Here is a 25497-nt window from a genome sequence, read left to right on the forward strand (position 1 = left end):
TCGACATACAGGACATGCTGGTCAGGCGTTCGCCCGAGACTTCGTCCGACGACCGCCGACTGCTCCGTCCACGGCGAACTTGCCCGAGCCCGAAACGGCAAGCAAGAGAGCGCCGGCGCCCAGCGCGACGACGAGTTCCCAACCGCCGTCGGTGACGAACACACCGTTCTCTGCGTGCACGAAAACCAGTGCGCCGACCATGTCGAGGAACAGGAGAACGCCGACAACGGGCAGGAGCGCACCGAGGATCAGCGCGGCTCCGCCGATCAGTTCGACGAAGGTGGCGTAGTACGCGGAGGCCTGCGGGAACGGAATCCCCAAGCCTTCGAAGCCTGCCCTGGTCGCGTCGAGGCCGTTGGTGTTGAGCTTCTGCCAACCGTGCGCGACGAAGACGACACCCAGACCGATGCGGGCGACGAGTGTGCCGAGGTCGCGGAAGATGGACGAGTTCATGTCGGGCTCCTTGTGATGAGGGGTCGGCACGACGGTGTCACATTTTAAGTTGAAGCGTCAACTCAACTCGCGTTGGGCGGATCGGACGAACTCCGCCGCCTGCGCATCGGACACACCCATCCGACGCGCGAGACGGACGAACTCGGTGGCCGCGCGCTGCGTCGCGGTGCGCGACGGATCCCCTGCGTCGGCGATGAACGACCCGGACCGTCCACGCGTCTCGAGAACACCGTCCTGCTCGAGTTCGCGGTATGCCTTGGCGACCGTGTTCGGCGCGAGACCGAGATCTGCGGCCATGGTGCGCACGGTAGGAATCTTCGTGCCCGCGATGAGCTTGCCGGAGGCGATCCCGCTCACGATCTGAGCGCGCAACTGCTCGAACGGCGCGACGGACGACCTCGAATCGATCGAGAAACGCATGGCTACAACTGATCTCGAGAAATGGGACACGACATGCAGCGCGGCCCACCGCGCCCGGACCCCAGCTCGGAACCGGCGATGCGAAGCACCTCGATACCCGACGCTTCGAGGCGCGCATTGGTTTCGACGTTGCGCTCGTATGCGACGACGACACCCGGAGCAAGCGCCAGGGTGTTGTTTCCGTCGTCCCACTGCTCGCGTTCGGCAGTCACGTTGTCCAGGCCGGTGTCGATCACGCGCAACTTCCCGATACCCATCGCGTCGGCCGCAGCCTCGAGGAACGGCTGTGCACCCTTGATGGTGACAGCCACTACTCCCGTCCCGTCGTCCTCACGGCGGATCGTGAACGCGGACAACGAGTGTTGAATCATCGGATACATGACCACCGCATCGACGTCGACCATCGTGCAGACCGTGTCGAGATGCATCGACGCGCGCTCCTGCGCGATGGGGACCACGAGGACGGTGTGGGCCAACTCGTCCTCGAAGAGGCTGCGCGCCAACGCTTCCGCGCCGGCCGGCGTGGTTCGCTCCCCCACACCCACGGCCACGACACCGGGCGCCAACAGCAGGACGTCGCCGCCCTCGACCGGTGCGGTGTGCGATTCGTACGCACGCCGTACGCCGAGGAAGCGCGGGTGAAACGCGTAGATCAGGTCGGTGAGCGATGTCTCGCGAGCGCGAGCCGCCAGCGCCAGCGACGTGATCGCCACGCGTTGCCCGATCCAGAACGACGAATCGCGCGTGAAGAGGAGGTTCGGCAGAGGCTCGATCACGAAATCGGCGCCGTGATGCATCCGGCGCACCAGCGACACACCGTCGCCGTCGCCGATCGGCAATTCGTCGAACGTCATGCCGGCCATCAATATCTGCGCCAGATCCGGAGCGGGAATCGACCGGAGGTACGTCGCGAGCTCCTTGGCGAGGCTGATCCCGAGCCGGCGGGGGTCCACCGCGGCGGAGACCCCCTGCACACGGGCGGCGCCGCTCACGGTCAAGGTTTCGGTGAGGAGGTCGCCGAGCAGCAGTACCTCGACGCCCCTGCTCACGAGCAGGGCAGCGAACGCGTCGTGCTCGTCCCGAGCCCGGTCGACCCAGGGCAGTCCGTCGAACAACAACTGATCGTTGTTGCGCGGCGTCAGACGGCGAAGCTCGTCACCCGGTCGGTGCAACATGACGGTGCGGAGGGCGCCGACTTCGGAGTCGGCACCCAGAGGCGGGGCGGAGGACGTCATGGGTCGACGGTAGTGCGCCGGGCGAGATCGCGCTTCCCGCTTCGGCGCTCCCCGTTCAGCGACGCGGTCGAAGCAACCTGCTGAACTGATCGTTCGCCTTCTGCATCGCGAACTCGTACGGCAGTGCGAATTTGCGCGCAATCCAGTAGCCGATGCGAATGTCGCGCGAGGAGTAGACGAGGAACTGATCCTTGGCCATACCGGTCACGATGGCGGCGGCCACGGTTTCCGGTGCGACAGCACGTGATTCGAAGCGATGCTGAAGCTTCTGGACCCGGGGATCGTCGCGGTCGACGCCGGCGATGTGCACGCTGTTCACCAGTGGCGTCTTGACCCCACCGGGTACGACGAGGCTGACCCCGATCTTGTGCCTCTTCAGATCGAACCGCAGCACTTCGGATACTCCACGGAGTCCGAACTTGCTGGCGCTGTAGGCGGCGTGCCACGGAAGTGCCAGCAGACCGGCCGCCGACGAGACGTTCACGAGGTGACCGCCTCGACCCGCGTCGATCATGGGCGGAACGAATGTCTCGATGATGTGGATCGGCCCCATCAGATTGACGTCGACCATGGCTTTCCAGTACTTGTGCTCGAGGTTCTCGACCGTTCCCCACGCCGAGATTCCGGCAACGTTCATCACCACGTCCATCGACCCGAACTCGGCGTGTACGTCGTTCGCGAACGTCACCACTGCGTCGTAGTCCGATACATCGAACGGAGCCGCGTAAGCGACTGTGCCACCGAGCTTTCCGACGGTCGTCACCGTCTCGGCCAGTCCGTCCGCGTCGATGTCGGTGAGGAACAGTTCCGCGCCGGCTTCGGCCACGGTGAGCGCGGTGGCCCGCCCGATCCCACTGCCCGCGCCGGTGATGAGAACCTTCTTCGATCGCAGATCCTTGACCGCCATGAGATCGAACCCTACTCGACTTGTCCCGAGGCGAGTCCGAGCGCAGACTTGACCGTCATGGCACTCATCTCCAAGGGCTTCCTCGGCAAGCGACGCGGCGACGACACGCGAATTCCTCCCGGCCAGTACCTCACCCACGATTTCCCGGTACTCGCCGTCGGTCCGACGCCCGTGGTGAAGACGGACAAGTGGTCGTTCACGATCACCTCCGAACACGGGGTGGACACGTCGTGGACGTGGGAGGAGTTCCGGGCTCTTCCACACGAAGCTCCCACGGTGGACATTCACTGCGTCACCAAATGGTCGAAGCTCGACACATCTTGGGGCGGAGTGTCACTCGATCTCCTGCTGGACGGTGTGGACACGTCGGCGAACTACGTCCTCGCGCATTCCTACGACGGCTACACCACGAACCTTCCGCTGGCGGACCTCCGCGGCGGAAAAGCCTGGGTCGCAGAGACATTCGACGGTCAGCCGCTCGTACCCGAGCACGGCGGTCCCGCACGACTGTTGGTACCGCACCTGTATCTGTGGAAGTCGGCGAAATGGGTGACACGGCTGGAACTGACGGCCGACAACGAACAGGGTTTCTGGGAACGCGGCGGTTACCACGATTACGGCGACCCCTGGTTGGAGCAGCGGTACCAGGGCGATTGAGGTGACCACCCCCTGGATGATCGCGAACGTCGTCGACAAACGGGTCGAGACACCGTCCGCACACACGTTGGTCCTCGATGTCGACGGTTGGCCCGGCCACCTCGCAGGTCAGCACGTTGATGTTCGCCTCACCGCCGAGGACGGCTACTCGGCGCAGCGTAGCTATTCGATTGCGTCGGCGCGGAACGGCGGTCGCGTCGAACTCACGGTGCAGACGGTCCCGGACGGGGAAGTCTCGCCGTATCTGGCCGACGTCGTGGAGCCCGGCGATCAGCTCGAGCTGCGCGGGCCCATCGGCGGATGGTTCGTCTGGAATCCCGACTCGACGCGACCGGTCCTGTTGGTGGGAGGAGGATCCGGAATCGTGCCGTTGCGGGCCATGCTGCGGGCACGTCACGACGCGGGCAGCCGCGCTCTGTTCCGGCTCGTCTACTCGGTGCGCGAGCCGATGGAGACGTATTTCGCCGACGAGTTCGCACGTCCGGACCCGGTCGTCGACGTACATTTCGTGCACACCCGACGCGCACCCGTGGGCTCGCGACGCCCGGTGGGCAGGCTCGGCATAGCGGACCTGAACACCCACGGTTGGCCGCCGGACTTCGAGCCGGATTGCTTCGTCTGCGGTCCGACGGGCTTCGTCGAGACCGCCGCCAACATTCTGGTGGCGCTCGGGCACGAACCGCGCCGCATTCGCACGGAACGGTTCGGTCCCACCTGAGCTACAGGCGCCGCGTCATCTCGTCCTGGTAATCGTGAACGGTTCTCTCGATTCGTTTCGCATCGTCGAGATCACCGCGCTTCGTTGCATCGTCGGCACGGGACTGCATGACCTTGATGGCTTTACGGAGCTCGTTGTCCGACATCCGATGATCGCTCGCAGTGTGTTCCATCTCACACATTATGCCACCGATCGGACACCGGATGTCGTCTAGACCTCGATCGGTGCGCGATCCCGAACGAAGCTCGACAGGCTGCGCGAGGCGAACTCCCGGAAGTACGAGAGCTTCTCGGGCGGCACGAGCGACGGAAGGATGGTGTGCCAGACCTGCTCCATGCGAATGGGGGCCGATGCGAGCTTCGACGTCCCCTCGGCGACCATCAGGACACCGGAGAGAACTTCGGAGACCAGCAGCGACGCAGTCTTCGAATCGAGTGAGTCGATGACGTCACCGTGGGTGATGGCGCGATCGAAGAGAAGCTCGAACAGGTTCTGCCACGTGCCGAAGACGCTGCCGCGGCTGGGGTCGGGACCGTCGACCTCGAGTTGGAGCCGGTACATGATGCGTACCAGATTGTCCGAGTTCGCGAGCTCGAGAACCGAGTACGTGATCCCGATGACCGATTCGAGTGCGGGAGAACGGTTGTCGACCAAACCACTGCATGCGGCGGCGACGCGCTCGCGGCCCTCGTCCACCAGTGCGCGCGACAGCTCTTCCTTCGACGCGAAGTGGAAGTAGAGCGCACCCTTGGTGACCCCGGATTCGGCAGAGACCTGGCTGAGTGTCGCCGTTGCGTGCCCCACTCGCAGGAAGAGATCCGCGGCGGCGCGAAGTGCGGCCGACCGTGTTGCTTCTGCTCGTAATTGCCTGACCATTGCCATCTCCAGTCGTAGTGCGCTGATGTGCTCGTTGACCATTCCCAAGGCGAAAGGAGCTCCCCGGCCCTCACACTGCGTGGCGACCACAAATTCGACGAAATGCAGACGCCTTCTCAATGATAGGCACACTTCACGAGGGATACAGCCCCTCTGACCCGAAAAGACCCTGTTCGCAAGACGTTTCACGTTTCAATCAGGTCGCGCAATTTGTTTCGGCGCCGTGCTGGAAACTTACGGTCGGTTTGCGACCGGGTAGACGGACCAGAAGTCCTGTCACGCGAGAACGACAGTCACGCTGAGTTCCACTCGCCCCTCCGGTGACACCGTCTCGACTTCGGGTCCGTCGGCCCGCACGACTGTTCCGTCACGCACGGCGTCGTCCAATTGGGCCCACACGTCGTCGACCTGGTCGGGCAAGTTCATCTCCGGGGTGAAGACGGCGTAGGCGGCAGGACCGACGGTCGCGAACACGTCGCCGTACGGGACGTCGGCGGGCGACGCGCGGAGAACCCCGACGATCACGTTGTAGAACCCCAGTTGGTCCGGTACATAAAGGGTGTGGACCATTACGCCGGGCGGTTCTCGGTCCCGGATTCTTTCGCGAAGAAATTGGATCAGATCACTACTGCTCGATTCCGGACCGGGCGGCGTGCTCGGTGCCACGAGTCCACCGATAACCTGACTACCTCGAGCATCCAGGCGAAGGCTCAACTCCGCACCACGATCGGTAAGTACATTTCGATTTTGTACGCATGCGCGTGGAATTCGTAATCACCGGTGTGCGCTCGTATGAATTCGTGCGATTCCTCGGCATGCTCTATTTCTTTCCACAACGAGATCATGATGTCGGGAAACGGCCCGACAGCACAGAAGCGGGCGTACGGCCCCGGCGGAATCTTGGCCACGATGTGGCCGGGAGCGACCCGACCGGCGGTGACCCGGTATCCCACGATCTGCGTGTTGTACGAGTCGATTCCGGGAACGTAGTCGGTGTAGATCGACGCCAAAGTTCCTGCCAGGTCCTGTTTCAGGACTGCGGACCACGCTGATTCCAAATTCGGGTCGGCGAGCCGACCCAGAGCCCGTTTGGGGCTTCGAACCGGTAGACCGGCCACCCAGGTCTCCGGTAGATGGACCAGTTCGAACGACATCTCTGACTCCAGTACGTGGTCGGGCGATACTGCAACGACCACGCCTTCGTCCGAGTCGAACGACGATATTTGAGACCCCGTGAAGAAACATCACCACCACTCGAGGGCCGTTGCCTGCGCTCACCTTAGCGGTAGCAATGCATCAATGCGATGTTGCGACAACGACGTCCGACGGAACCGGGGCATCTGCCGAGGAACTACGTTGAACCAGCGCAACGCCTCCGAGAATGGCGACCCCGCCGCACAATTGGACCATTGTTATGGATTCTCCGAGCAACAGGAATGCTGCTACGACCGCGCAGACGACTTCTACCAGTGCGACGACGGATGCCGTGCCGGCACCCAGCATTCGCGAACCGACGATGCCGAAGATGTACGCAAGTGCCGCGCTGACGACGGCCAGGACCACCGCGGGAACCAACCAGGACATCTCGTGGCCGGACACCTCGACGGGATCACCGGAGAATCGAAGCGACACGACGCCCAGGGCCGCCAGTCCGCCGACCGTGATACCCCCGATCGACAACCCCGCTGCGGTAAGGACGAACGGGTCGACAGGATCGCCGTCGCTGGCCGAGACCACGAAATAGACCGTCAGACACAGGGCGGCGAGGAGTCCCCACAGAACGCCGACGAGGTCGAATTCGGCACCGTTGCCGACATCCAGAACGATGGCAGCACCGGCGAGTGCGATCGCTGCACCGATCAGAGTTCCCGTGGTCGGCCGGCGTCTCGAGGTGATCCACACCCACCCGATCACCAGAACCGGTGCGAGATATTCGAGAAGCAGGGCGACACCCACCGACAGGTGCTGAATCGCATTGAAGAACGCGACCTGAGCCCCGGCCACGGCGGCCACGCCGTAGAACAGGACGCTTCCCACCCGTCGCTTCAACACCGAGAACGCGTGCCGACGTGCGATGAGGACGAACGGGACGAGAACGACCGCACCTCCGACCACCCGGACGAACACCGCTGCCTCGGGCGACCATCCGCTCTCGGTCAGTGCTTTCGCAAACGGTCCCGAGACGCCGAAGGCGACGGCGGCCAGCGCTGCGAAGAGCAGTCCGGTGTGTTGGCGTGCCACGGCAGTGCCCCTGTCATGAGTGAAACGGTAAGTTGGTCGTGACACTAGAACGACTGGAGGTCACTGGTCAAATGACTTTTGCTCATGACATCGAGGTGTCTTTGGTGTGGTCGGCGGCGCTGATCAACACCGAACGGAACGGCGAGGAACTGTTGTCCGATCCGGCCACCCTCGACGCGCTGCTCGACGAGTACGAGTGGACCGGCCGCCGCGACGGGACGCCGATCGAGCTGGAACAGGTCCGGCAGTTGCGCCCGGCGCTACGGCGAATGTGGTTGTTCGCCGACCTCGATTCGCTCGTCGGTGACGTCAACACCATGTTGGGCGACGGACATGCCGCACCCAGACTCGCCCGGCACGGAGACTGGGGCTGGCATCTGCATGTGAGTCAGGACGCCGCGCCTCTCGTCGAGCGAATCATGGCCGAATGCGCCGTCGCGTTCGCCGAACTGGTCCGCACCGACCAACTGAACAGGTTGAAGCTGTGCGAAGCGGACGAGTGCGATGCCGTTCTGATCGATCTGTCACGCAACCGCTCTCGCCGCTTCTGCGACACCGGCAACTGCGGGAACCGCACGAACGTGGCGGCCTACCGCGCAAGAAAGAGACGCCGGTCGACGACGTGATCCGGATCGCCCGTGGGGTGATGGTTCGGTTCGGCTCCGCATGGGTAGAAGACACGTGGGCCGAACATCCCGCAAGCACTACCGATGAGTAGTACGTTCACTTCAGTCACACACGCACCATGCGTAACACCGAGAGGGCTCCGATGATCCCAGAGAACGAGATTCGCGAGCCCGCGCTCGTGGAGTCCGGTGGTGGTGCAGTTCTGATGGCGCTGTTCGTCGTCTCCGGTCTCACGGTGGGTGCCGCCGTGATCGGCTCCATCGTCGTTGCCGTGTTGGTCGGTGTTGCCCTACTCGGTCTCGTAGGACTCGTCGTTGCCGCTGTGTGACAGCACCCGGGTTGCCGGCAGCAGCAGCAACTTCGAGTAACTCTCGCTGCCGGGTGCGGCCGTATAGACCAGAAGCGATTGCGACTGGATCGGGTCCATCAACATCTGGCAGTTCAACTCGAGGCGGCCGAGCTCGGGGTGTAGGAAAGTCTTGGTCTCACGCGGTTTGATTCCGACCTCGTGCAGTCCCCACACCTCCCGGAACTCGGCGCTCTGCTCGACCAATTCCTCTGCAATACGAGCGGCGCGTGAATGCGGACCCCGTGCGGTGACCACTCCACGAAGACCCGACACCCACATTCGGGTCAGAAACGAATGATCCTCGGGCGCATACAGATTGCGTGACACCGGCTGTGTGAACCAGCGGTACGCCAGACTGCGATCCGAACCCGTGTGAACTGCCTGATCCCCCGTGAGTGCTACGCCGAGCGCGGTCTGACGGAGCGTCTCCCCCAACTCGCTGACGATCTCTGCCGGCGTGTCGTGAAGACGATCGAAGATGCGCAGCATGCCGGGGCTGATGTGCTCGCTCACCACTCCCGACGTCGGCGGGTTGTGTCCGGCGAGACGAAAGAGGTGGTGTCGCTCGTCCAGCGACAGGTGCAACCCCTGGGCGATCGACGCGATCATCTGCGTCGACGGCTGCGGTCCGGTCTGCCGTTCCAACCGAGCGTAGTAATCGGTCGACATGTGCGCGAGCGAGGCCACTTCCTCCCGTCTCAGCCCACTGGTCCGCCGACGCTGCCCGCGCGGAAGCCCCACGTCCTCGGGCTGCAGCGACTCTCGGCGCACACGAAGGAATTGCGCCAGTCCCGGACGGTCGATGGTCATGGTTCAGTTCTACCGGCCGCGCCCACGTCTATCCACGGACTGCCGATCAGTGGCTGCGACAGCCCTGGTTACGGACGCCGAATTGCGCGACCGTAAGGACATGACACGCAAAGACATCGACATCACCGTCCCCGACCTCAGCGGAAAGCGCGCAGTCGTCACCGGAGCCAGCGACGGAATCGGCCTCGGCATCGCGCACAGGCTCGCCGCAGCCGGTGCCGAAGTGATTCTGCCCGTACGTAATCGGAGCAAAGGCGAGGCCGCGATCGCCGCGATTCGTCAGGAGCACCCGCGTGCGGAGGTGTCTCTGCGCGACCTCGACCTGTCTTCGCTTGACTCCGTGGCGGCACTCGGCCGCACCTTGCTCGACGATGCCGAACCGATCCACCTGCTCGTCAACAACGCCGGGGTCATGACCCCACCCGACCGCCAGACGACCGCCGACGGTATCGAGTTGCAGTTCGGCACCAATCATCTCGGCCACTTCGCTCTCGTGGGCCACCTCCTGCCGCTGTTGCGAGACGGCCACGCGAGGGTGACGTCGCAGATCAGCGTCTCTGCGAACAGCAACTCCATCAACTGGGACGACCTGAACTGGGAGAACTCCTACAACGGCATGAAGGCCTACAGCCAGTCGAAGATCGCGTTCGGCCTGTTCGGTCTCGAGCTCGACCGTCGGAGCGCGGCCGGGGGGTGGGGAATCACGAGCAACCTCTCACACCCGGGCGTCGCTCCGACGAACCTGCTGGCGGCGCGCCCGGAACTGGGCCGCGACCGTGAACTGTTGGGGCGCCGCCTGATTCGACTGATGTCCCAGCGCGGCATCCTGCTGGGTACCGTCGAGACAGCGAAGCTGCCGGCGCTGATGGCCGCCACGTCCGCCGACGCCGCGCACTTCTACGGACCCAAGGGACTCGGCCACCTGGGCGGCGGTCCGGCCGCGCAGAAGTTGTATTCGCGACTCGAGAATACCGACGAGGCGACGCGGGTGTGGGAGGTGTCGGAGAAGTTGACGGGGGTGACGTTCTAGCGGGAGGTCAGGCGAGACCTGTTGCCGCCGCCAGGTATTCACGGGCCTCGGCGAACGTGCTCGCCACGCCCCGCCCGGCCACCGCTCGATAGCGGCTGATCTGGTCGTCGTCCAGCGCGGCGAGCACGGCACTGTCGTCGACCTGGAGCCACCCTCGGTCCCGGACCAGTTCGTGAATGCGTTTGCCGTGCAACGCGGTGATGCCCTCGACCTTGATTCCCTTGGGGTCCGTCGACGCTGCAAGGTAATAGGCCTTCTTGCTGGGGTAGCCGGCCTTGACCTTCTCGCGAAGCTTGAAGACTGCGGCCGCCGCGTCGTCGACGGCAGATGCCTGCTCGTCGGAGTCGGGCTCCGACGAGGAAAGACGCTGGAGTTCGGCGTCCAGTTGGCCGAGCAGTGTGCCGAGGTATTCGAGGTCGCTCATCGGGTCAATGATGCCTTCCCTGGACGAGTGTCCGAACCGTACGTGGTGGAGCTGAGGGGAATCGAACCCCTGACCTTCTCGATGCGAACGAGACGCGCTACCAACTGCGCCACAGCCCCTTGCGTCCCGCTTCCGCAGGGCGCTGCCAAACTCTAGCAGCCCCGTGCGGGCGGAATCGAATCGGCTATTCGCCCGACGCGCGGCGCATGCGTACGTCCAGATGCGCGTCCGAGGTCCGCTCGGCGTAGTGCTCGAGATGTTCGAACTCGGGGTCCTCGTCGTCGACCTCCATGACGACCGCACCGGGGCGGCGGAGGCGTTCCGGGGTGAGGTTGAGCTCCGGGTCGGTACGCGACTCGACGCCCAGTCGCGAGCGCTGCAGACGCGTCATCCGTCGACGGCGGATGTCTTCTTCGATTCGTACCTGGCGGCGGAGGTAGAACAGGTAACTCGACAGGCCGACGAGGGTGACCGCGAAGGCCCACCAAAAGATCGGGGAGACAAGCACTCCGAGACCGGCCGACATCACGAGGATGAACCCGGACGCCAGAACCGACCGCTGCCGGAACGAGTAGCGTGCGGCGCGGGCGATGGCGTCGGCCTCGGGGTCGAACCCACCGCGGCCACGGCGCTGCGGCACGAACTCGGAGTCGTCGAATTCGGAGTCGCCCGAGAACTCGTCCTGCTCGTGGTCCAGGTCGTTCTCCATGAAGTCCTCCGCGTCGTCTTCTGTCGGGCGCCAGTTCGGGTCGCTGCGATGCCCGGATGCGGGCCCGCGAGCTGGTATGGGGGTCGCGCCGCCGCGGTGCAGTACCCGCGTTGCGAGTGCTGCGTCGGTGGTGCGACGGATTCGAGGACGCTTGTTGGCCACCATCGGAACGAGGACGAAGATCCAGACGGCGACGAGTCCGACCCAGATGATCGAGTTCGGCATCCGGCGCCCTCCTCCCGTGCGACCTGCATTGATGGACCGTCACGACGTTAGTGGCCGGGGGGTTCATACCCGCGTAGACGCGCCGACACCGGAGTGAACTCGTGTCACATCAGTCACAAGGGTCGAGCGCTTCCAACTACCTCGCCCAGGCCGCCCGGCCGCTGCGCACCAACACATCGGCCACCGTTCCCGGCGTCTCCCCCACCGTCATGGCGACGAGGATGTGGTCACGCCACGCACCGTCGACGTCCAGATAACGCTTGAGCAGGCCTTCCTCCCGGAAGCCGACTTTCCGCAGCACGGCCTGCGACGCCTGGTTCTCCGGCCGCACGGTCGCTTCGACTCGATGCAACCCGACCGGACCGAAGCAATGGTCGAGCCCCAGGGCGAGAGCTGCGGTCGCGACGCCCTGACCACCGACGTCCTTCGACACCCAATATCCGATCCACGCCGATCGCAGGGCGCCGCGAACGATGTTGCCGACGGTGATCTGACCGCAAAACTCACCGTTCAATTCGATCACCATGGGCAGCATGGTGCCGCGTCGCGCCTCGGCCTTGAGCGAGGAGAACAGCGGGGGCCACGACGAAATGGCATGTCGCAGTTCCCATGACGCGTCACCGCTGGGCTCCCACGGTTCGAGGTGGGCGCGGTCGCGCATGCGGGTCCGGGACCACACTGCAGCGTCGCGGAGGCGGATGGGCCGCAGCGTCACGTCTCCGGCAGGGACCGTCAGCGGTCCCAGCTTCGCCGGCCATCCGGGATGGCTCGACCATTTACGCGACATCCTCAAACTTTAACCTCGGCTGCGCAGACACAGCCCTCGGGCGTCAACCCCTTTGCGCGAGGAACGCAACGCTGACTTCTTCACCGGTCCGAACTTCGGTGACCTCGGGGTCGACCATGACCAGACAGTTCGCTTCGGCCAACGTCGCCAGAAGATGCGACGACGATCCGGGCGCACCTCCGAGCGCTTGGACCAGGTACTCCCCGGTCGACTCGTCGCGCATCAGCTGTCCACGCAGATACGCGCGCCGACCGTGGATGGAGGTGATGGGACCCACCGTCCGCGCGGTCACGATGCGGCGCAGGGGCTGACGACGGCCGAGCGCGATTCGCACGAGTGGACGCACCATGACCTCGAACACCACCAGCGCACTGACCGGATTCGACGGCAACAGAAATGTGGGCACCTCGTCGCGACCCAGCTGGCCGAAGCCTTGCACCGATCCCGGGTGCATGGCGATGCGGTCGACTTCGATGTTGCCGAAGTCGCTGAGCGCTTCGCGAACGGACTCCGACGCTTCGCCGCCGACGGCACCCGAGATCACGACGATCTCCGAGCGGATGAGCTGGCCCTCCACGACTTCGCGCAGTCTTTTCGTGTCTCCGCTGACGATGCCGATGCGGTTGACGTCGGCACCGGCGTCGCGGGCGGCCGCGGCGAGGGCATAGCTGTTGACGTCGTAGACCTGACCCTGACCGGGGGTGCGGTCGATGTCGACGAGCTCACCGCCGATGGAGATGACGGACAGACGTGGGCGGGGGTGCACCAGCACCTTGTCCCGTCCGACTGCGGCGAGAAGGCCGACCTGAGCAGCGCCGATGATGGTGCCGGACCGTACCGCGACGTCACCGGGCTGCACGTCGTCGCCCACCTTGCGGACGTATTCGCCCGACCTGACGGGTTGACGGACGACGATGCGGTTGCGCCCGTCGTCGGTGCGGCCGACGGGGAGAACCGCGTCGGCCAACGTCGGCAGCGGCGCGCCCGTATCGACCCGTACCGCCTGCCGCGGCTGCAGACGGATCGGCTGACGAGACCCCGCCTTGACCTCTCCCACCACGGGAAGCGAGATCACGACCGGGTCGCCGTTGTCGTCGACCTGGTCCGAGCCGGCGAGGGCAATGTCGACGCTGCGAACCGCGAACCCGTCGATCGCGGCTTGATCGAAACCGGGTAGCGGCCGCTCGGTCACCACTTCTTCAGCGCACAGAAGTCCCTGAGCCTCGGAAATCGCAACCCTGACCGGACGTGGTGCCACGGCCGCCGCTGTCACTTTGGACTGCTGGTCCTCGACCGAGCGCATCTGGTCCTTCCCTTGTCGACCTATTCGTACGTGGTGAGCTGCGGTGCCCAGTCGTCCGACAGGCGCTCGTTGAGCCATTCACGCAACGCGGGACCGTAATCGTCACGTTCCAACGCAAAGTCAACCGCAGCGCGCAGGTAACCCCCGGGATTTCCGAGGTCGTGTCTCGAACCACGATGCACGACGACGTGAACGGGGTGACCTTCCGCGATCAATAATGCAATTGCGTCGGTCAACTGAAGTTCACCTCCCGTTCCGGGTTCGATGCGCCGCAGAGCGTCGAAGATCGCGCGATCGAGCAGATAACGCCCTGCCGCTGCGTAATTGGACGGTGCGTCTTCCGCTTTCGGCTTCTCGACCATGCCGTTGACCTTCAGCACGTTCGGATTGACTGCGTCCGGGACGATTTCGGTGTCGAACACGCCGTAGGCCGACACCTGCTCGTGCGGCACCTCGATGGCACACAGCACCGACCCGCCTCGTTTGGCGCGCACGCGGGCCATCACATCGAGTACGCCGCGCGGGAGCACGAGATCGTCCGGAAGCAACACTGCAACGACGTCCTCGTCGTCGTCAAGCAGTTGTTCGGCGCACGACACCGCGTGTCCGAGGCCGAGCGGTTCGTGTTGGATGACTGACTGCACCTCGAGCAAAGACGGTGCGACGCGGACCTTTTCGAGGAGCTTGAGCTTGCCGCTCGCCTCGAGCTTGGATTCGAGAACCAGGTCCTCGACGAAGTGTGCGACCACGCCGTCCTTGCCGGGCGAGGTCACGATCACCAGACGCGTCGCGCCGCCGTCGGCCGCTTCACCGGCGACCAATTCGATTCCGGGGGTGTCGACGACCGGTAGCAGCTCTTTCGGGACCGTCTTGGTGGCGGGCAAGAATCGGGTTCCCATTCCCGCGGCGGGGACGACGGCCGTGCGGAAGGGAGTGCGTCCCGCAGCCTGACCGGTAGTACCTGCTTCTGAGCTCATGGCCCACACCCTATCCAAGTAGATCGCGAAGTCGCTGCGCGAGACCTTATGGTTTTCCCCATGCCCGCTGGTGACAAACCCTGCACGGCCACAGTCGGCAAAGCCTCGATGGCTCCCGCCGGGAAAGCCCAGTGGAGACGCCGCATTCTCGACGCTCGCAGGCACCGATCTCTGGACCTGCGCGCCGCCGATGCATCAGCACTCTCTCACGTCCTGTCCGAATTGGCGTCCGGAGCTTCCACCGTTGCCGCGTACGTTCCGGTGGGCAGCGAACCGGGTTCGATTGCGATGCTCGATGCGATGCGCGGGGCGGGTGCACGCGTGCTTCTCCCCCTGGCGGGCGAACCGGGCCCCTTGCAGTGGGCGTTCTATTCCGGGCCGGAATCGCTGGTTCCGGCGCCGTACGGCCTGCGGGAACCGTCGGGTTCCGTCCTGCCGCCGGAGGCCGTGGCCGACGCCGAGATCGTGCTGGTCCCTGCCCTCGCGATCGACCGCCGCGGCGTTCGGTTGGGCCGCGGCGCCGGGTTCTACGACCGCACCCTGTCGTTGGTGTCCGCGTCGGCCGACCTCGTCGGTGTGGTGTACGACGACGAGTACGTGGACCTGTTGCCGGGTGAGCAACACGACATCGCGATGACGCACGTGGTGACGCCCGGCCTCGGGCTGCGCCGCGCGGGCGCGGAATAGCCCTTCGGTTTCCGACGTTGGCACTGTCAGCTGTAGAGTGCCAGTTGCCCCGGTGCGTCCCTGGGACGACGGTCTACGGGCCGACCAGAAGTTTCGGAGGATTGCTGACGTGCCTACCTATTCGTATGCGTGTACCGAGTGCGACAACAAGTTCGACATCGTGCAGAAGTTCACCGACGACACGCTGACCGTGTGCCCCGCATGCTCGGGCAAGCTGCGCAAGCTGTTCAACACCGTCGGAATCGTGTTCAAAGGAAGCGGCTTCTACCGCACCGATTCTCGTGCCGGATCCACCGCGAGTGAGTCCTCCTCGCCCGCGAAGTCCGAGTCGAAGTCCGACTCCAAGTCCGACAGCGGGTCGACGAAATCCGAGAAGAAGTCCGACTCGTCCTCGTCCTCCACGTCGTCGTCCGATTCCAAGTCGAGTTCGTCCAGCACGTCGAAGTCCGCCGCCGCAAGCTGATCTCGTCGCCTGTGGATGAATTCTTCGTCCATCCACAGGTCGTCGACACCGTCGGCGCGGCAGATCTACCGTTCGGACATGCCGAACGAACCACGCCTGAACGCGCGCTGGTTCGAGCGCTCGATCCCGCGTCCCGCCTGGACTCGATCGATCATGGTGCGTCGGTCGATCGCCGCGGCGCTCGTGGTGCTGGCCGCCGTGTCGGCGTTTCGGGGCGACCCCGACCGTGACCGAGTGACGGTGGTGACCGCCAGTCACGACTTGCGTCCGGGAACCGTTCTGACCGAGGACGACCTGACAATCACTCGGGTCGACAGCGCTTCCCTGCCGGACGGAGCGACCACGGCGAGCGCAGATGCCGCCGGCCGAACGGTCGCAGGGCCGGTCCGATCGGGCGAAACCCTCACCGATGTACGGCTTCTCGGCCCACGACTGGCCGGCGCGGCGCTGTCCACCCCCGATGCACGAGTGGTCCCGATCAGGCTCGCAGATCCGTCGCTGGCCGACATCGTTCGAGCCGGTGACGTCGTGGACGTCTTGACCGTCGGCGACGACGGAACCCGAGTGCTGGCCGAGGGAGCGGTCGTCGTCCTCGTTCCCACCGGCGACGCAAGCAGTAGGCAGCGGGAACGACTGATTCTCCTGGCGTTGGCCACCGACGCTGCCACCTCGGTAGCCGCCGCGTCGCTAGTGAGCGCCTTGACCGTCGTTTTGCACTAGCATTCCCCGGCGAAACGGTTTTGCTGTCGAGTCGAGGGGTGCAGTCGCATGTTGAAGGGCTTCAAGGATTTTCTGCTTCGGGGCAACGTGGTCGACCTCGCGGTCGCCGTCGTCATCGGCGCGGCGTTCACCGCGATCGTCACCGCCTTCACCACCAACATCATCAACCCCCTCGTTGCCGCGATCGGCGGATCGAACGAGTACGGCTTCGGATTTCTGATCACCGACAGCCCCGAATCGTTCGTCAACATCGGCGCTGTGATCACCGCGATCATCAACTTCGTCATCATCGCGGCCGTCGTCTACTTCGTTCTGATCGTTCCGGTCAACGCAGCCAAGACACGCTTCGACGCCAAGAAGGAGACCGAGGCCTCGACCGCCGAGGACTCGCTCAGCGACCAGGACATCCTGATCCAGATCCGCGATCTTCTCGCGGACAGCCGACCCACGGCGGGACCCGGCACCTCGTCGACGGGCGCCCACGAACGCTGACCGGCACCGCCAGACCTGTGACAGGGGCGGACATTTCGCCTATCGGATGAACATTTCTCCACAACTTCGCGAGTGTGCGGCGATTCTCAGGCGGGTATTACGTCGAGGGTGCACCATGGGGATCGGCTGTGAATAGCCAGACCCACTTTCTCGAAGGAACGCTATGTCCGAAGTTTCTGCCATCACTCCGTCTCACCGCTCGCGCACTGTCGCGTCGCGGATCGATGTCGACATCGCCACCGGCATCCTGGTGGCTGTGCGGTCCATCTCGCCCGACGCCGCCAACGCCGAACTCGTGGCGTGCGCGGTGGCGAATCATCTCAGCCTGTTCCAACTCTCGCGCGCGTTGATCACGCTGGCTGCACACGGCGCCCCGTCGGCGTCCGATTCACCGGCCGCACGGTCCGTTGCCGAGCTCGAGTGGGGCGGAGCGCTGGGCCGGGGTGCGGTGGCGCAGCCGGGGTTGGCGACGACCGCCTGAGCCGCTGTCCTGATCCGCGTTCCTGATTCTGCGAGTCCGATCGTTACCTGCGAGTGCAGTGTCCCTAGCAGGTGACGTTTTTCTCGCGCAATCAGAAGGGCGGAATCAGAAGAGCGTTGCCGCGACGATGTTTCCGAGCACATAGAGTGCACCGAGTGCTCGGACCAAGCCATTGTCCGCATTGTCGATCAAGAACTGCACGAATTCGCCGTTGATTCCCATTGCTACTCCTCATCGCCATTTCTCGATAACGCGCGTTGTCCACGCTATCGAGCTGGATCCGAGAAGGACGCTAAACGGCTACAGCTGACTAATACAGCGCGCCATGCTGACTTGTCACAAAGTTCGCCCACCTCGGCATCGCCATCAGGGCAAGATTGCTCGCAAATCGGCAGAAACCGAACAATTCGGCCGTGATCACCGCGTGACGGGTGGGTAGGTCGGCTCAGCCGGTGAACTTAGGGAGCGCGAACTCGTCGAGCGTGATCGTGGTGCCGTCGGCCGCGCAGGAGCTCGCGACCGCATTCGCGTTGTCGACGTAGGCCTGCCCGGACTCGCTGTCGGGCTCGGAGAGCGCCAGGGTGTCCGCGGGCAAGGCGCCGACGAGCGTCGTCAGCGTGCCCTTCACGTCGCCCGTGGCTGTCCCGCTCTGCGTCTTGAAGTTCGCGATCTCGGCTTCCTTGGCTGCCGTCCACTTGTCGACGTCGGCGTCCGTGGGGCCCTTTGCCAACGCTGCCAACGAGTTGTACGACGCAGCGAACTGGGTGCAAACATCCGCATTCTGTCCGGACGGCGCGGCCGCCGAATCGTCGCTGCTACCGCAGCCGGCCAGGAGCAGCGCGGTGGAGACGGCCAGGGCGGAGATGAATGTGGTTCGCATGGAGGTTATTTCACCAGAAAACGGCGTCGAACCCAATTCGGGCAGATGCTCTGTGACACTCCAGCAGGCTTACCCGCACGCCGCTGTCGCACAACACAAGTCAGGCCCGCTCGGACGAATCCGAACGGGCCTGACTTGTTTACAGCTGAAGTGTGTCTCAGCCTGATCTGTGGCTAGGCCAAGATCAGTTGAGGCGCCACGGGGAGCCGTAGGTGACGACGGTGTCGCCCTTGTCGCTGACCAGCTTCACGTACGGACGGACGGTGACGTTGCCGAGAACGCCGGTGACGAATCCGTGGAAGTTGGAGAGCTGGACCGAGCCGCTTGCACCTTCGACCGAGCCGGAAGCAGCCTCGACCTCGGCGATGCCGCCGCCGGAGCTGATCGGAATCGAAACACCGAGCTGCGGGAGGATGTCAGAAACGGTGAACGCGTTTCCGTCACCGACCTCGAGCTGAGGGGTGGAGTACGAGAACGTGATTGTCGGCGCGATGGCTGCCGGGAAGCCGATCTGGTAGCCGATCGACAGCGTGCCCGAGAAGTCGTCCGCCTCGGGGCCGACGACGTCGAAGCTCGCGCGGCCGTTGTGGAAGATCTCGCGGCTGAGCGGGTTGTTGTCCAGCGGGGGAACCGAATTGATGAACGTGTCCGACTGGCTCACCGTGATGGTGTTGCCGGTTCCGTCGACAACCGAGTTGGCGTTGTCGACAGCCGCAGACGCCGTGCCGTTTCCGAGCACCAGGCCGACAACTGCGGCGCTTGCGACTACGGCTGCACGCATGGACTTGAGCCCCCGGCTACGCCGCGGCTTCTGAATTACGGTCATTTACTTCCTCATCATGTTCGTCCTCACGCGTGTTGCGTGAGGTGCGCTGTCGGGCTCTTCCACCCAAAAAGGCCACGCATCTTTGCGAAACCTATCAGGGCGGGGACGACGACGGGGGCTCTTGACCCTCGCGCCGGGCAGTGCAGGCATCATTCGCGAGCAACGAAACCGGAATTTCGTTACCCGAGGGCTGAACCTGATCGGAACCTTAGAGGGTAGATCGAATCGAGACAATCCCTACGAGCCGCCGTGTCGTTGTTAGTCACACAGTTTCTGTTTCCTACATGTGAACCTGCGTCACACGCGTCTCGTCGACGGCGTCGACCTGCAATCCCGGCACTATTGGACCGAGCCAGCGCACCATTCGCGCGGGTCCGTGCACCTGACGTGCACCGATTCAGAATTCACGACACCGAGGACATTTCGCATCACCTCGAGCCCAATGCTGTGCTCTCTCCGAAGTCCCTGCTCACCATGACGGCAGTACCGCGAGCAGAGGCAAACGGGCGGTTAACAAAGCCCAACGAGCGGTCGTGCAACGGATGGGTAAATGTGTCCTGGATCACATTGATTACTCGTGGTGTGGGGGCCGTTGCTGTCTCAACCACTCGTCCGATGACGAGTTCGATCCGGATTCGGACCGTTCGTCGCCGCTCGTATCGGGGAGCACGTCGCCGAAAATGCGTGCGAGCCGGGCCCGTTTCTCTCGGGCCCGGCTCGCACGTTCTGTTTCTTCTTCCGAGGAGATGACTTACCCGTCCAGGCTGGACAATTCGCCGATGACCTGACTGGCCAGCGGCGTCAGCGTCGCCATTCCGTCGCGGATCGCAGCCCTGGACCCCGCAAGGTTCACCACGAGCGTGCTGCCCGAGACGCCGACCAGGCCTCGCGACAGCCCTGCGTCGAGAGCGCCGGCGGCAAGTCCGGACGAACGCAGCGCCTCACTGATACCGGGGATCTCGCGATCGAGAACATCGGCGGTGGCGTCGGGCGCAACGTCGCGAGGTGACACTCCGGTTCCGCCGACGGAGACGACCAGGTCGACGCCGCCGATCACGGCCGTGTTCAGCGCGTTGCGTACGGCGACCTCGTCGTTGGACACGGCCACCACACCGTCGACGAGAAAACCCGCCTCGGTGAGGAGTTCGGTGACCAACGGGCCGGTGGCGGCCTTGTCGTCGCCGTGCGCCGCGCGGTCGTCGACGATCACGACGAGGGCACGCCCGGAGACGGGAGCTGCTTCGAGTTCCATGCCGCTCACCGTAGTGCCCACGGGCAGGTCGGTAGTCATGTGCCCGAGGATCGATGCGAGATGGCGACCATCTCGCCCGTTCAACGTCGCGCTACGGCTGCCTGTCTCGTTCATCAGTTGCCTCCACTGGGGGCGGTGCCGAGGGTGACCTGAACCGTGGTCGGGCTGCCGCCGTTGTCGTATGTAACAGAGACGGTGTCTCCAGGGGCGTGCGAGCGAACGGCAGCAATCAATGCGTCGCCGTTGTCGATGACGCGATCGTCGACCTTTGTGATGACCGCGCCCGTCGGAATGCTCGCCTTGGCTGCGGGCCCGTCAGCCGTGACGTCCATGACCGTTGCACCGTTCGCGTTGTCCTGGCTCGGCACGGTGATGCCGATGATGGCCTGCGTCGCCTTGCCGGTCTTCACCAGTTCGTCGGCAATGCGCCGCGCCTGGTCCACCGGGATGGCGAAGCCCAGGCCGATGGATCCGCTCTGGGATTCCTGCCCGCCCCCGCCGCTGCTCGCACCCAGGGTGGCGATGGCGCTGTTCACGCCGATCAGCTGACCCTGCGAATTGACCAGTGCGCCACCGGAGTTGCCCGGGTTGATGGCGGCGTCGGTCTGGATGGCGTCGATGACCGTCGCCTGGTTGCTCGACTCACCGGTGGTCGACACGGGACGGTTCAGCGAGGAGATGATGCCCGACGTCACCGTTCCGGCCAGACCGAGGGGCGAGCCGACTGCGACGACCTGCTGGCCGACTGCGAGTCCGTCGGACGTACCGAGCTCGATCGGTGTCAGGTTGGACTTGCCCTGCGCCTTGATGACGGCGATGTCGGACGCGGGGTCCGCGCCGACCACGGTGGCCGACGCCGTCGTGCCGTCGTTGAACGAGACCTGAAGCTGAGCGTTCGCGCCGGCCCCGGCGGCCACGTGGTTGTTGGTGAGGATCAGCCCGTCCGAGGACAGGATGATTCCGGATCCTTCACCCTCCGCCTGCCGGCCGGTGACCTGAATCTGTACGACGCTCGGCAGCACCTTCGCTGCCACCGCCTGCACGGAACCGTCGGGCGCATTCGCTGTCTGGTTCGCCGTGGCGGTGGGTGCGTTGAGCGAATTGGTGACGGTGCCCGTCGACCCGTCGCGAGTGGCGAGCGAGCCGACCGCCCCGCCGATGCCGCCACTGACCAGAGCCAGCGCGATGGCACCGACCACGATCATCGACCGTCCGGAGCGCTTCGGTGACGTCGTGATGGCGCCGACGTGCTGTGGGCCGACGTCGGGGTTCCCGGGTGCGCCGCCGGTCAACTGCTCGGTGGGCTGATAGCCGGGCTGGTACGGGCCCTGCGGGTAGCCGGGGTTTCCGTACGGCTGACCCTGCTGAGGCTGTCCCTGCTGCGGGTAACCGGGGCGCCCGTAGAAACCACCCTGCGGGTACTGCTGGCCGTAGTTGCCCTGCGACGCAGTCGGAAACTGCGCGGTGCCGTGAGCCTGCGTCTCCGGGGACTGGGGACTGGGCGTCTCGGGATTGTGCCCGCCGCTCTCGTGCCGTGGGGCCGAGCCCGCTGCGTCGGTCCCGTCGGAGTTCCCGGTGTTGGGGCGATCCTCGCTCATCTGCGTCGCTTTCGTTTTCGGTGACAACCCTGTTCGGCGGTCACTCCCTCGTCTTCGTCACCGACGATGCACGGTCGGACTGAGAGGGTGCTGAGATGGGCATATCAAATTGGTGTGACTCCCACACCGTCGATCAGATCCGCCGGTTCCACCGTTCCGGGTTCACCCGGCAACACGATGCGAATCAACGCTCCGCCCATGTCCGACCTCTCGACCGCGATGGTTCCGCCGTGCTTGACGACGACCTGCCGCACGATCGCCAAGCCCAGCCCCGATCCCGGCATGGACCGTGACGCAGTGGACCGGTAGAAGCGCTCGAACACGAGTTCCCGCTCCTCCGGGGCGATTCCGGGACCGGCGTCGGAGACGGTGAGCTCGAGGAGACCGTCGTCCCTCGCTGCCATCGTGATCTTCACCGTTCCGTCGGTGGGACTCCACTTCGCCGCGTTGTCCAAGACGTTGAGCACCGCACGCGACAGACCCGCCGGGTCGCCGTACACGATCCACGGTGTGGGCTCGAAGTCGAACTCGATCTCGTTGCGCCGCCGTCGAACTCGCTCGAGACTACGCTCGACCGCATCGGTGAGATCGACCCGTTCGTACACGTTCTCCGGCGCATCCTCACGTGCCAGGTCGACGAGATCGCCGACCAGAGTGGACAATTCCTCGATCTGGGCGACGACGTCCGCACGCAACTCGGCCATGTCCTCCGCCGGGATCCGCGGCGCACCGGGGCGGCCCGACGCGATCAGCAACTCCATGTTGGTGCGGAGCGACGTGAGCGGGGTGCGCAGTTCGTGGCCGGCGTCGGCGACCAGCCGCGACTGCCGCGCCCGGGACTCCGCGAGAGCGCGAAGCATCGTGTTGAAACTTTCGGTGAGGCGCGCCAATTCGTCGTTACCGGTCACCGGGATGGGCGTCAGATCATCCGTCCGCGCCACCCGTTCGGCAGCGGCAGTCAAACGAGCGATGGGCCGTAATCCGGTGCGGCCCACAGCCGTACCGGCCACCGCAGCCAACAGCACGCCGCACCCGCCCACCACGAAGAGGACCCAGGCGAGACGGTCGAGCACCTCCCCCGTCGGCGCGAGGCGTTGCGCGATCACCACGGTGCTGCCGTCCGGCGTGCGCTCGCTGAGTACGCGTTGACCACCGACGGTGCGCAGCGAACTGTCGCTCTCCCCGCGCGCGACGGCCATCTCCGGATCCCCCACCGGAACCAACGATCCGGGTGGAACGTACTTCGAGAGGTCGGAGAAGATCAGTGCCACAGACACATCGGTGCTGTACAGCGTCGCTCCGGCAACGTATCGGGGGTCGTACTGCACCAGGTTGCTGCCGATCAACGCCGAAGCGCGGGTGCGGAGTTGGCTGTCGACGTCGCTGTAGAGCGCGCGCGACACCACCGCGTACGCGGCAATCGCCATGACGGCGACGGCGATCGCCACCACCGAGGCAGCGAGCAGGGTGACGCGCCACCGCAGCGAGACCGACCGCGTCAGTGGCATCGGAGGACGCATCTGATCGGACGGCGTCTTCTTTCCGGGCAAGGCGACCATATTTACGGCGGCGTCTCGCGCAGAACGTAACCGACGCCGCGCACGGTGTGGATCAGTCGAGATTCACCCTCGGCCTCGGTCTTGCGACGGAGATATCCGACGTACACCTCGAGGGCGTTGCCGGACGTCGGGAAGTCGTAACCCCATACCTCTTCCAGGATCCGGCTACGGGTGAGCACGCGACGGGGATTGGCGAGGAGCATCTCGAGCAGCGAGAACTCCGTGCGGGTGAGGCTGATCTGCCGCTCACCGCGCGTCACCTCTCGAGTGACCGGATCGAGGGAGAGATCGGCGAACGTCATGGCCTGCGAATCGGCGCCGAGTTCCATGGCCGTACGACGCAGCAGTGCCCGAAGCCGCGCCAACAGCTCTTCGAGTGCAAACGGTTTGGGAAGGTAGTCGTCGGCGCCGGCGTCGAGGCCCGCCACCCGCTCGGACACCGAGTCGCGTGCGGTCAGGACGAGGATCGGCAGGTCGTCGCCTGTGCTGCGCAGACGACGACACACTTCGAGTCCGTCGAGCCGGGGCATCATGACGTCGAGAACGAGAGCGTCGGGACGCTCTGCGGCCACCTGCTGGAGCGCGTCGAGACCGTCGACGGCGAGGTCGACGCTGTAGCCGTTGAACGTGAGCGAGCGTCGTAGCGATTCCCGGACCGCACGATCGTCGTCGGTCACCAATATGCGCATTTGTACAGTGTGGCCGGTTCGGCTGAGATCGTGCTGAGAGGCGCGCGGATACCTCGGTACCGTCGAATACATGGACATCGACCTCTGGCGGAGCCGCATGCCCGTCACCCGCGCCTCCGACGGCGAGCTCGTGGGATGGACGGTCTCGCTGGTGAGCGAGGAGATTGTCGACGCGGTCAATCCCGTCGGCCATGTGGTGGAAGCGGCTGTGCCGGTGGATGCCGCCATCGACGTACTCGAAGCACGTGGACTGTCGTCGCTGTCGGCGCCGTACTGGGCGAAGGCGCCGCTTCCGATCGATGCACACACCGACCTCCGCCGACCCCGCGACGACTGGCGTTGGCGGCGCATGGTGATGGTGCAGCTCGACGATACCCGTGTGTGGATACGACCCGCCTACCCGGATTACACGGAACGAATGGTCGAGCTGCCCCTCCCCCTTCCCGCCGACGATCTGCTTCTGGACGAGCCTCCGACTACAGACGAATAGACGCTCGTGTCACGGCACGGAAAGCAACCCGAGGCCGGGGAACAGGGTCAGAATGATCGGAACCTGACTGGACCGATTCTGGGTGACCATCACGGCAACCTGCCCGGGGCCGGTGTTCGCCACCACCTCCAGTGGAAGCTCGCGCGCATAGACATAACCGATGTTCGGGACGTCGACCACGTCGTTCTTGCGCAGATCGACGGCACCCGCGGCGCCGGTCGACAGGTTCCGCCACTGGACGGTCAACCAGCGGCTGTTGTACTCGTAGTAGTACGGCTTCACGTCGACGGCCGCGAACCGCACCGACCCCGGCGTCTCACCCACAGTGGCTCGGATCGGGGTGGTTTGGATCGGGTCGCCGGGTACGGACCACGGGCCGACCTCGAATCCGGTTACGACAGGAACCTGCAGAATCGACGTCTGCGGAGCCGCTGTGGCCGTGCCCGCGGAGAGTCCCAGCAGAAGTGCAAGCGAGATCGTCACTGTCGATGCCGCCCGCCGCAATGTTGTTCGCATACAACACCATCGCAAGTTCCCAGCGATGTCGACATAGTCGGAGGAATTCGTGACGGGGTCGTGACGCGAGCGACGTCGGATCGACACTTTTCACCG

The 25497-nt window shown here is 64.8% G+C and carries 33 protein-coding genes and 1 tRNA gene; 11 read left to right on the forward strand and 23 right to left on the reverse strand.

The features are described 5' to 3' along the window. Positions 1 to 21: 21 nt before the first annotated feature. From IEW02_RS17045 to IEW02_RS17060, 4 genes are read right to left on the reverse strand one after another with little or no spacing between them, the layout of a single operon-like run. The gene (locus IEW02_RS17045) at positions 22 to 453 is read right to left on the reverse strand and encodes a DoxX family protein (protein WP_188545998.1); all 432 of its coding nucleotides are present in this window, start codon (positions 451 to 453) and stop codon (positions 22 to 24) included. Positions 454 to 510: 57 nt separating this feature from the next. Continuing rightward, on the reverse strand, positions 511 to 873 hold the full coding sequence (locus IEW02_RS17050) for a GntR family transcriptional regulator (RefSeq protein ID WP_188545999.1): 363 nt from the start codon (positions 871 to 873) through the stop codon (positions 511 to 513). Between the two features lie 2 nt (positions 874 to 875). Continuing rightward, the gene (arcA, locus tag IEW02_RS17055) at positions 876 to 2108 is read right to left on the reverse strand and encodes an arginine deiminase (RefSeq protein WP_188546000.1); all 1233 of its coding nucleotides are present in this window, start codon (positions 2106 to 2108) and stop codon (positions 876 to 878) included. Positions 2109 to 2163: 55 nt separating this feature from the next. After that, on the reverse strand, positions 2164 to 3015 hold the full coding sequence (locus IEW02_RS17060) for an SDR family oxidoreductase (RefSeq protein WP_188546001.1): 852 nt from the start codon (positions 3013 to 3015) through the stop codon (positions 2164 to 2166). 57 nt (positions 3016 to 3072) lie between these two features. On the opposite strand from IEW02_RS17060, the gene IEW02_RS17065 reads away from it, so the two are divergent. After that, the gene (locus IEW02_RS17065) at positions 3073 to 3672 is read left to right on the forward strand and encodes a sulfite oxidase-like oxidoreductase (RefSeq protein WP_188546002.1); all 600 of its coding nucleotides are present in this window, start codon (positions 3073 to 3075) and stop codon (positions 3670 to 3672) included. A gap of 16 nt (positions 3673 to 3688) precedes the next feature. Continuing rightward, entirely contained in the window at positions 3689 to 4390 is a 702-nt protein-coding gene (locus tag IEW02_RS17070) for a ferredoxin reductase (protein WP_188546192.1), read from the forward strand. Between the two features lies 1 nt (position 4391). Here IEW02_RS17070 and IEW02_RS17075 read toward each other — a convergent pair whose 3' ends face one another. From IEW02_RS17075 to IEW02_RS17095, 5 genes are all read right to left on the reverse strand, one after another. Beyond that, complete coding sequence (locus tag IEW02_RS17075) at positions 4392 to 4562, reverse strand: hypothetical protein (protein ID WP_188546003.1); 171 nt, start codon at positions 4560 to 4562, stop codon at positions 4392 to 4394. Positions 4563 to 4600: 38 nt separating this feature from the next. Then, entirely contained in the window at positions 4601 to 5308 is a 708-nt protein-coding gene (locus IEW02_RS17080) for a TetR family transcriptional regulator (protein WP_229746128.1), read from the reverse strand. A gap of 234 nt (positions 5309 to 5542) precedes the next feature. Further along, positions 5543 to 5836, reverse strand: coding sequence for a hypothetical protein (locus tag IEW02_RS17085; RefSeq protein ID WP_188546004.1), 294 nt, complete (start codon positions 5834 to 5836; stop codon positions 5543 to 5545). Positions 5837 to 5976: 140 nt separating this feature from the next. After that, positions 5977 to 6420, reverse strand: coding sequence for an effector binding domain-containing protein (locus tag IEW02_RS17090; protein WP_188546005.1), 444 nt, complete (start codon positions 6418 to 6420; stop codon positions 5977 to 5979). A 142-nt stretch (positions 6421 to 6562) separates the two neighbouring features. Further along, positions 6563 to 7507 carry an EamA family transporter gene (locus IEW02_RS17095; RefSeq protein ID WP_188546006.1) on the reverse strand — a complete coding sequence of 315 codons (945 nt, stop codon included), beginning with the start codon at positions 7505 to 7507 and terminating at the stop codon, positions 6563 to 6565. 71 nt (positions 7508 to 7578) lie between these two features. Here IEW02_RS17095 and IEW02_RS17100 point away from each other — a divergent pair, with 71 nt between their 5' ends. After that, positions 7579 to 8133, forward strand: a complete 555-nt coding sequence (locus tag IEW02_RS17100) for a CGNR zinc finger domain-containing protein (RefSeq protein WP_188546007.1) — start codon at positions 7579 to 7581, stop codon at positions 8131 to 8133. Positions 8134 to 8252: 119 nt separating this feature from the next. Further along, entirely contained in the window at positions 8253 to 8462 is a 210-nt protein-coding gene (locus IEW02_RS17105) for a hypothetical protein (RefSeq protein ID WP_188546008.1), read from the forward strand. Here the strand turns inward: IEW02_RS17105 and IEW02_RS17110 are convergent. Next, positions 8424 to 9293 (reverse strand): helix-turn-helix transcriptional regulator, encoded by an 870-nt coding sequence (locus IEW02_RS17110; RefSeq protein ID WP_188546009.1) that lies wholly within the window; start codon positions 9291 to 9293, stop codon positions 8424 to 8426. The two genes, IEW02_RS17105 and IEW02_RS17110, sit on opposite strands and share 39 nt — an antisense overlap. Positions 9294 to 9393: 100 nt before the next feature. Here IEW02_RS17110 and IEW02_RS17115 point away from each other — a divergent pair, with 100 nt between their 5' ends. Next, positions 9394 to 10323: an SDR family oxidoreductase gene (locus IEW02_RS17115; RefSeq protein ID WP_188546010.1), complete on the forward strand. Its 930-nt coding sequence runs from the start codon at positions 9394 to 9396 to the stop codon at positions 10321 to 10323. A gap of 7 nt (positions 10324 to 10330) precedes the next feature. On the opposite strand, the gene IEW02_RS17120 is transcribed toward IEW02_RS17115, so the two are convergent. The 6 genes from IEW02_RS17120 to IEW02_RS17145 form a co-directional block, all read right to left on the reverse strand. Next, positions 10331 to 10747, reverse strand: a complete 417-nt coding sequence (locus IEW02_RS17120; RefSeq protein WP_188546011.1) for a phosphate acetyltransferase — start codon at positions 10745 to 10747, stop codon at positions 10331 to 10333. A 43-nt stretch (positions 10748 to 10790) separates the two neighbouring features. Beyond that, positions 10791 to 10866: transfer RNA gene (locus tag IEW02_RS17125), tRNA-Ala, on the reverse strand. A gap of 65 nt (positions 10867 to 10931) precedes the next feature. After that, positions 10932 to 11681: a divisome protein SepX/GlpR gene (sepX, locus tag IEW02_RS17130; RefSeq protein ID WP_188546012.1), complete on the reverse strand. Its 750-nt coding sequence runs from the start codon at positions 11679 to 11681 to the stop codon at positions 10932 to 10934. A 136-nt stretch (positions 11682 to 11817) separates the two neighbouring features. Then, positions 11818 to 12468, reverse strand: a complete 651-nt coding sequence (locus tag IEW02_RS17135; RefSeq protein ID WP_188546013.1) for a GNAT family N-acetyltransferase — start codon at positions 12466 to 12468, stop codon at positions 11818 to 11820. A gap of 43 nt (positions 12469 to 12511) precedes the next feature. Then, positions 12512 to 13771 (reverse strand): molybdotransferase-like divisome protein Glp, encoded by a 1260-nt coding sequence (gene glp, locus IEW02_RS17140; protein WP_188546014.1) that lies wholly within the window; start codon positions 13769 to 13771, stop codon positions 12512 to 12514. Positions 13772 to 13791: 20 nt separating this feature from the next. Continuing rightward, the gene (locus IEW02_RS17145; RefSeq protein ID WP_188546015.1) at positions 13792 to 14748 is read right to left on the reverse strand and encodes a UTP--glucose-1-phosphate uridylyltransferase; all 957 of its coding nucleotides are present in this window, start codon (positions 14746 to 14748) and stop codon (positions 13792 to 13794) included. Between the two features lie 108 nt (positions 14749 to 14856). On the opposite strand from IEW02_RS17145, the gene IEW02_RS17150 reads away from it, so the two are divergent. The 5 genes from IEW02_RS17150 (at position 14857) to IEW02_RS17170 (ending at position 17591) form a co-directional block, all read left to right on the forward strand. After that, the gene (locus IEW02_RS17150) at positions 14857 to 15435 is read left to right on the forward strand and encodes a 5-formyltetrahydrofolate cyclo-ligase (RefSeq protein ID WP_188546194.1); all 579 of its coding nucleotides are present in this window, start codon (positions 14857 to 14859) and stop codon (positions 15433 to 15435) included. 109 nt (positions 15436 to 15544) lie between these two features. After that, complete coding sequence (locus IEW02_RS17155; RefSeq protein ID WP_188546016.1) at positions 15545 to 15898, forward strand: FmdB family zinc ribbon protein; 354 nt, start codon at positions 15545 to 15547, stop codon at positions 15896 to 15898. A gap of 78 nt (positions 15899 to 15976) precedes the next feature. Then, positions 15977 to 16618, forward strand: a complete 642-nt coding sequence (locus tag IEW02_RS17160) for an SAF domain-containing protein (RefSeq protein WP_229746099.1) — start codon at positions 15977 to 15979, stop codon at positions 16616 to 16618. Between the two features lie 48 nt (positions 16619 to 16666). Next, positions 16667 to 17110 (forward strand): large conductance mechanosensitive channel protein MscL, encoded by a 444-nt coding sequence (mscL, locus tag IEW02_RS17165; protein ID WP_188546018.1) that lies wholly within the window; start codon positions 16667 to 16669, stop codon positions 17108 to 17110. A 163-nt stretch (positions 17111 to 17273) separates the two neighbouring features. Continuing rightward, positions 17274 to 17591, forward strand: a complete 318-nt coding sequence (locus IEW02_RS17170) for an ANTAR domain-containing protein (RefSeq protein ID WP_188546019.1) — start codon at positions 17274 to 17276, stop codon at positions 17589 to 17591. Positions 17592 to 18036: 445 nt separating this feature from the next. Here the strand turns inward: IEW02_RS17170 and IEW02_RS17175 are convergent, their stop codons facing one another. The 6 genes from IEW02_RS17175 to IEW02_RS17200 all read right to left on the reverse strand — a co-directional run bounded on the left by IEW02_RS17175 (position 18037) and on the right by IEW02_RS17200 (position 24395). Further along, positions 18037 to 18471: a hypothetical protein gene (locus IEW02_RS17175; RefSeq protein WP_188546020.1), complete on the reverse strand. Its 435-nt coding sequence runs from the start codon at positions 18469 to 18471 to the stop codon at positions 18037 to 18039. Between the two features lie 184 nt (positions 18472 to 18655). Further along, complete coding sequence (locus IEW02_RS17180) at positions 18656 to 19297, reverse strand: MspA family porin (protein WP_188546021.1); 642 nt, start codon at positions 19295 to 19297, stop codon at positions 18656 to 18658. Between the two features lie 751 nt (positions 19298 to 20048). Further along, positions 20049 to 20588 carry a MogA/MoaB family molybdenum cofactor biosynthesis protein gene (locus tag IEW02_RS17185; RefSeq protein WP_188546022.1) on the reverse strand — a complete coding sequence of 180 codons (540 nt, stop codon included), beginning with the start codon at positions 20586 to 20588 and terminating at the stop codon, positions 20049 to 20051. A 74-nt stretch (positions 20589 to 20662) separates the two neighbouring features. Continuing rightward, the gene (locus IEW02_RS17190) at positions 20663 to 22147 is read right to left on the reverse strand and encodes a S1C family serine protease (RefSeq protein ID WP_188546023.1); all 1485 of its coding nucleotides are present in this window, start codon (positions 22145 to 22147) and stop codon (positions 20663 to 20665) included. Positions 22148 to 22251: 104 nt separating this feature from the next. Then, entirely contained in the window at positions 22252 to 23706 is a 1455-nt protein-coding gene (locus tag IEW02_RS17195) for a HAMP domain-containing sensor histidine kinase (RefSeq protein WP_188546024.1), read from the reverse strand. Between the two features lie 2 nt (positions 23707 to 23708). Next, positions 23709 to 24395 (reverse strand): response regulator transcription factor, encoded by a 687-nt coding sequence (locus IEW02_RS17200; protein ID WP_188546025.1) that lies wholly within the window; start codon positions 24393 to 24395, stop codon positions 23709 to 23711. 70 nt (positions 24396 to 24465) lie between these two features. Here IEW02_RS17200 and IEW02_RS17205 point away from each other — a divergent pair, with 70 nt between their 5' ends. Continuing rightward, entirely contained in the window at positions 24466 to 24885 is a 420-nt protein-coding gene (locus IEW02_RS17205) for a hypothetical protein (protein ID WP_188546026.1), read from the forward strand. Positions 24886 to 24894: 9 nt separating this feature from the next. Here IEW02_RS17205 and IEW02_RS17210 read toward each other — a convergent pair whose 3' ends face one another. Beyond that, positions 24895 to 25401: a hypothetical protein gene (locus IEW02_RS17210; RefSeq protein ID WP_188546027.1), complete on the reverse strand. Its 507-nt coding sequence runs from the start codon at positions 25399 to 25401 to the stop codon at positions 24895 to 24897. Between the last annotated feature and the right edge of the window lie 96 nt (positions 25402 to 25497).

The organism is Rhodococcoides trifolii (assembly GCF_014635345.1).
Classification (GTDB): Bacteria; Actinomycetota; Actinomycetes; order Mycobacteriales; family Mycobacteriaceae; genus Rhodococcoides; species Rhodococcoides trifolii.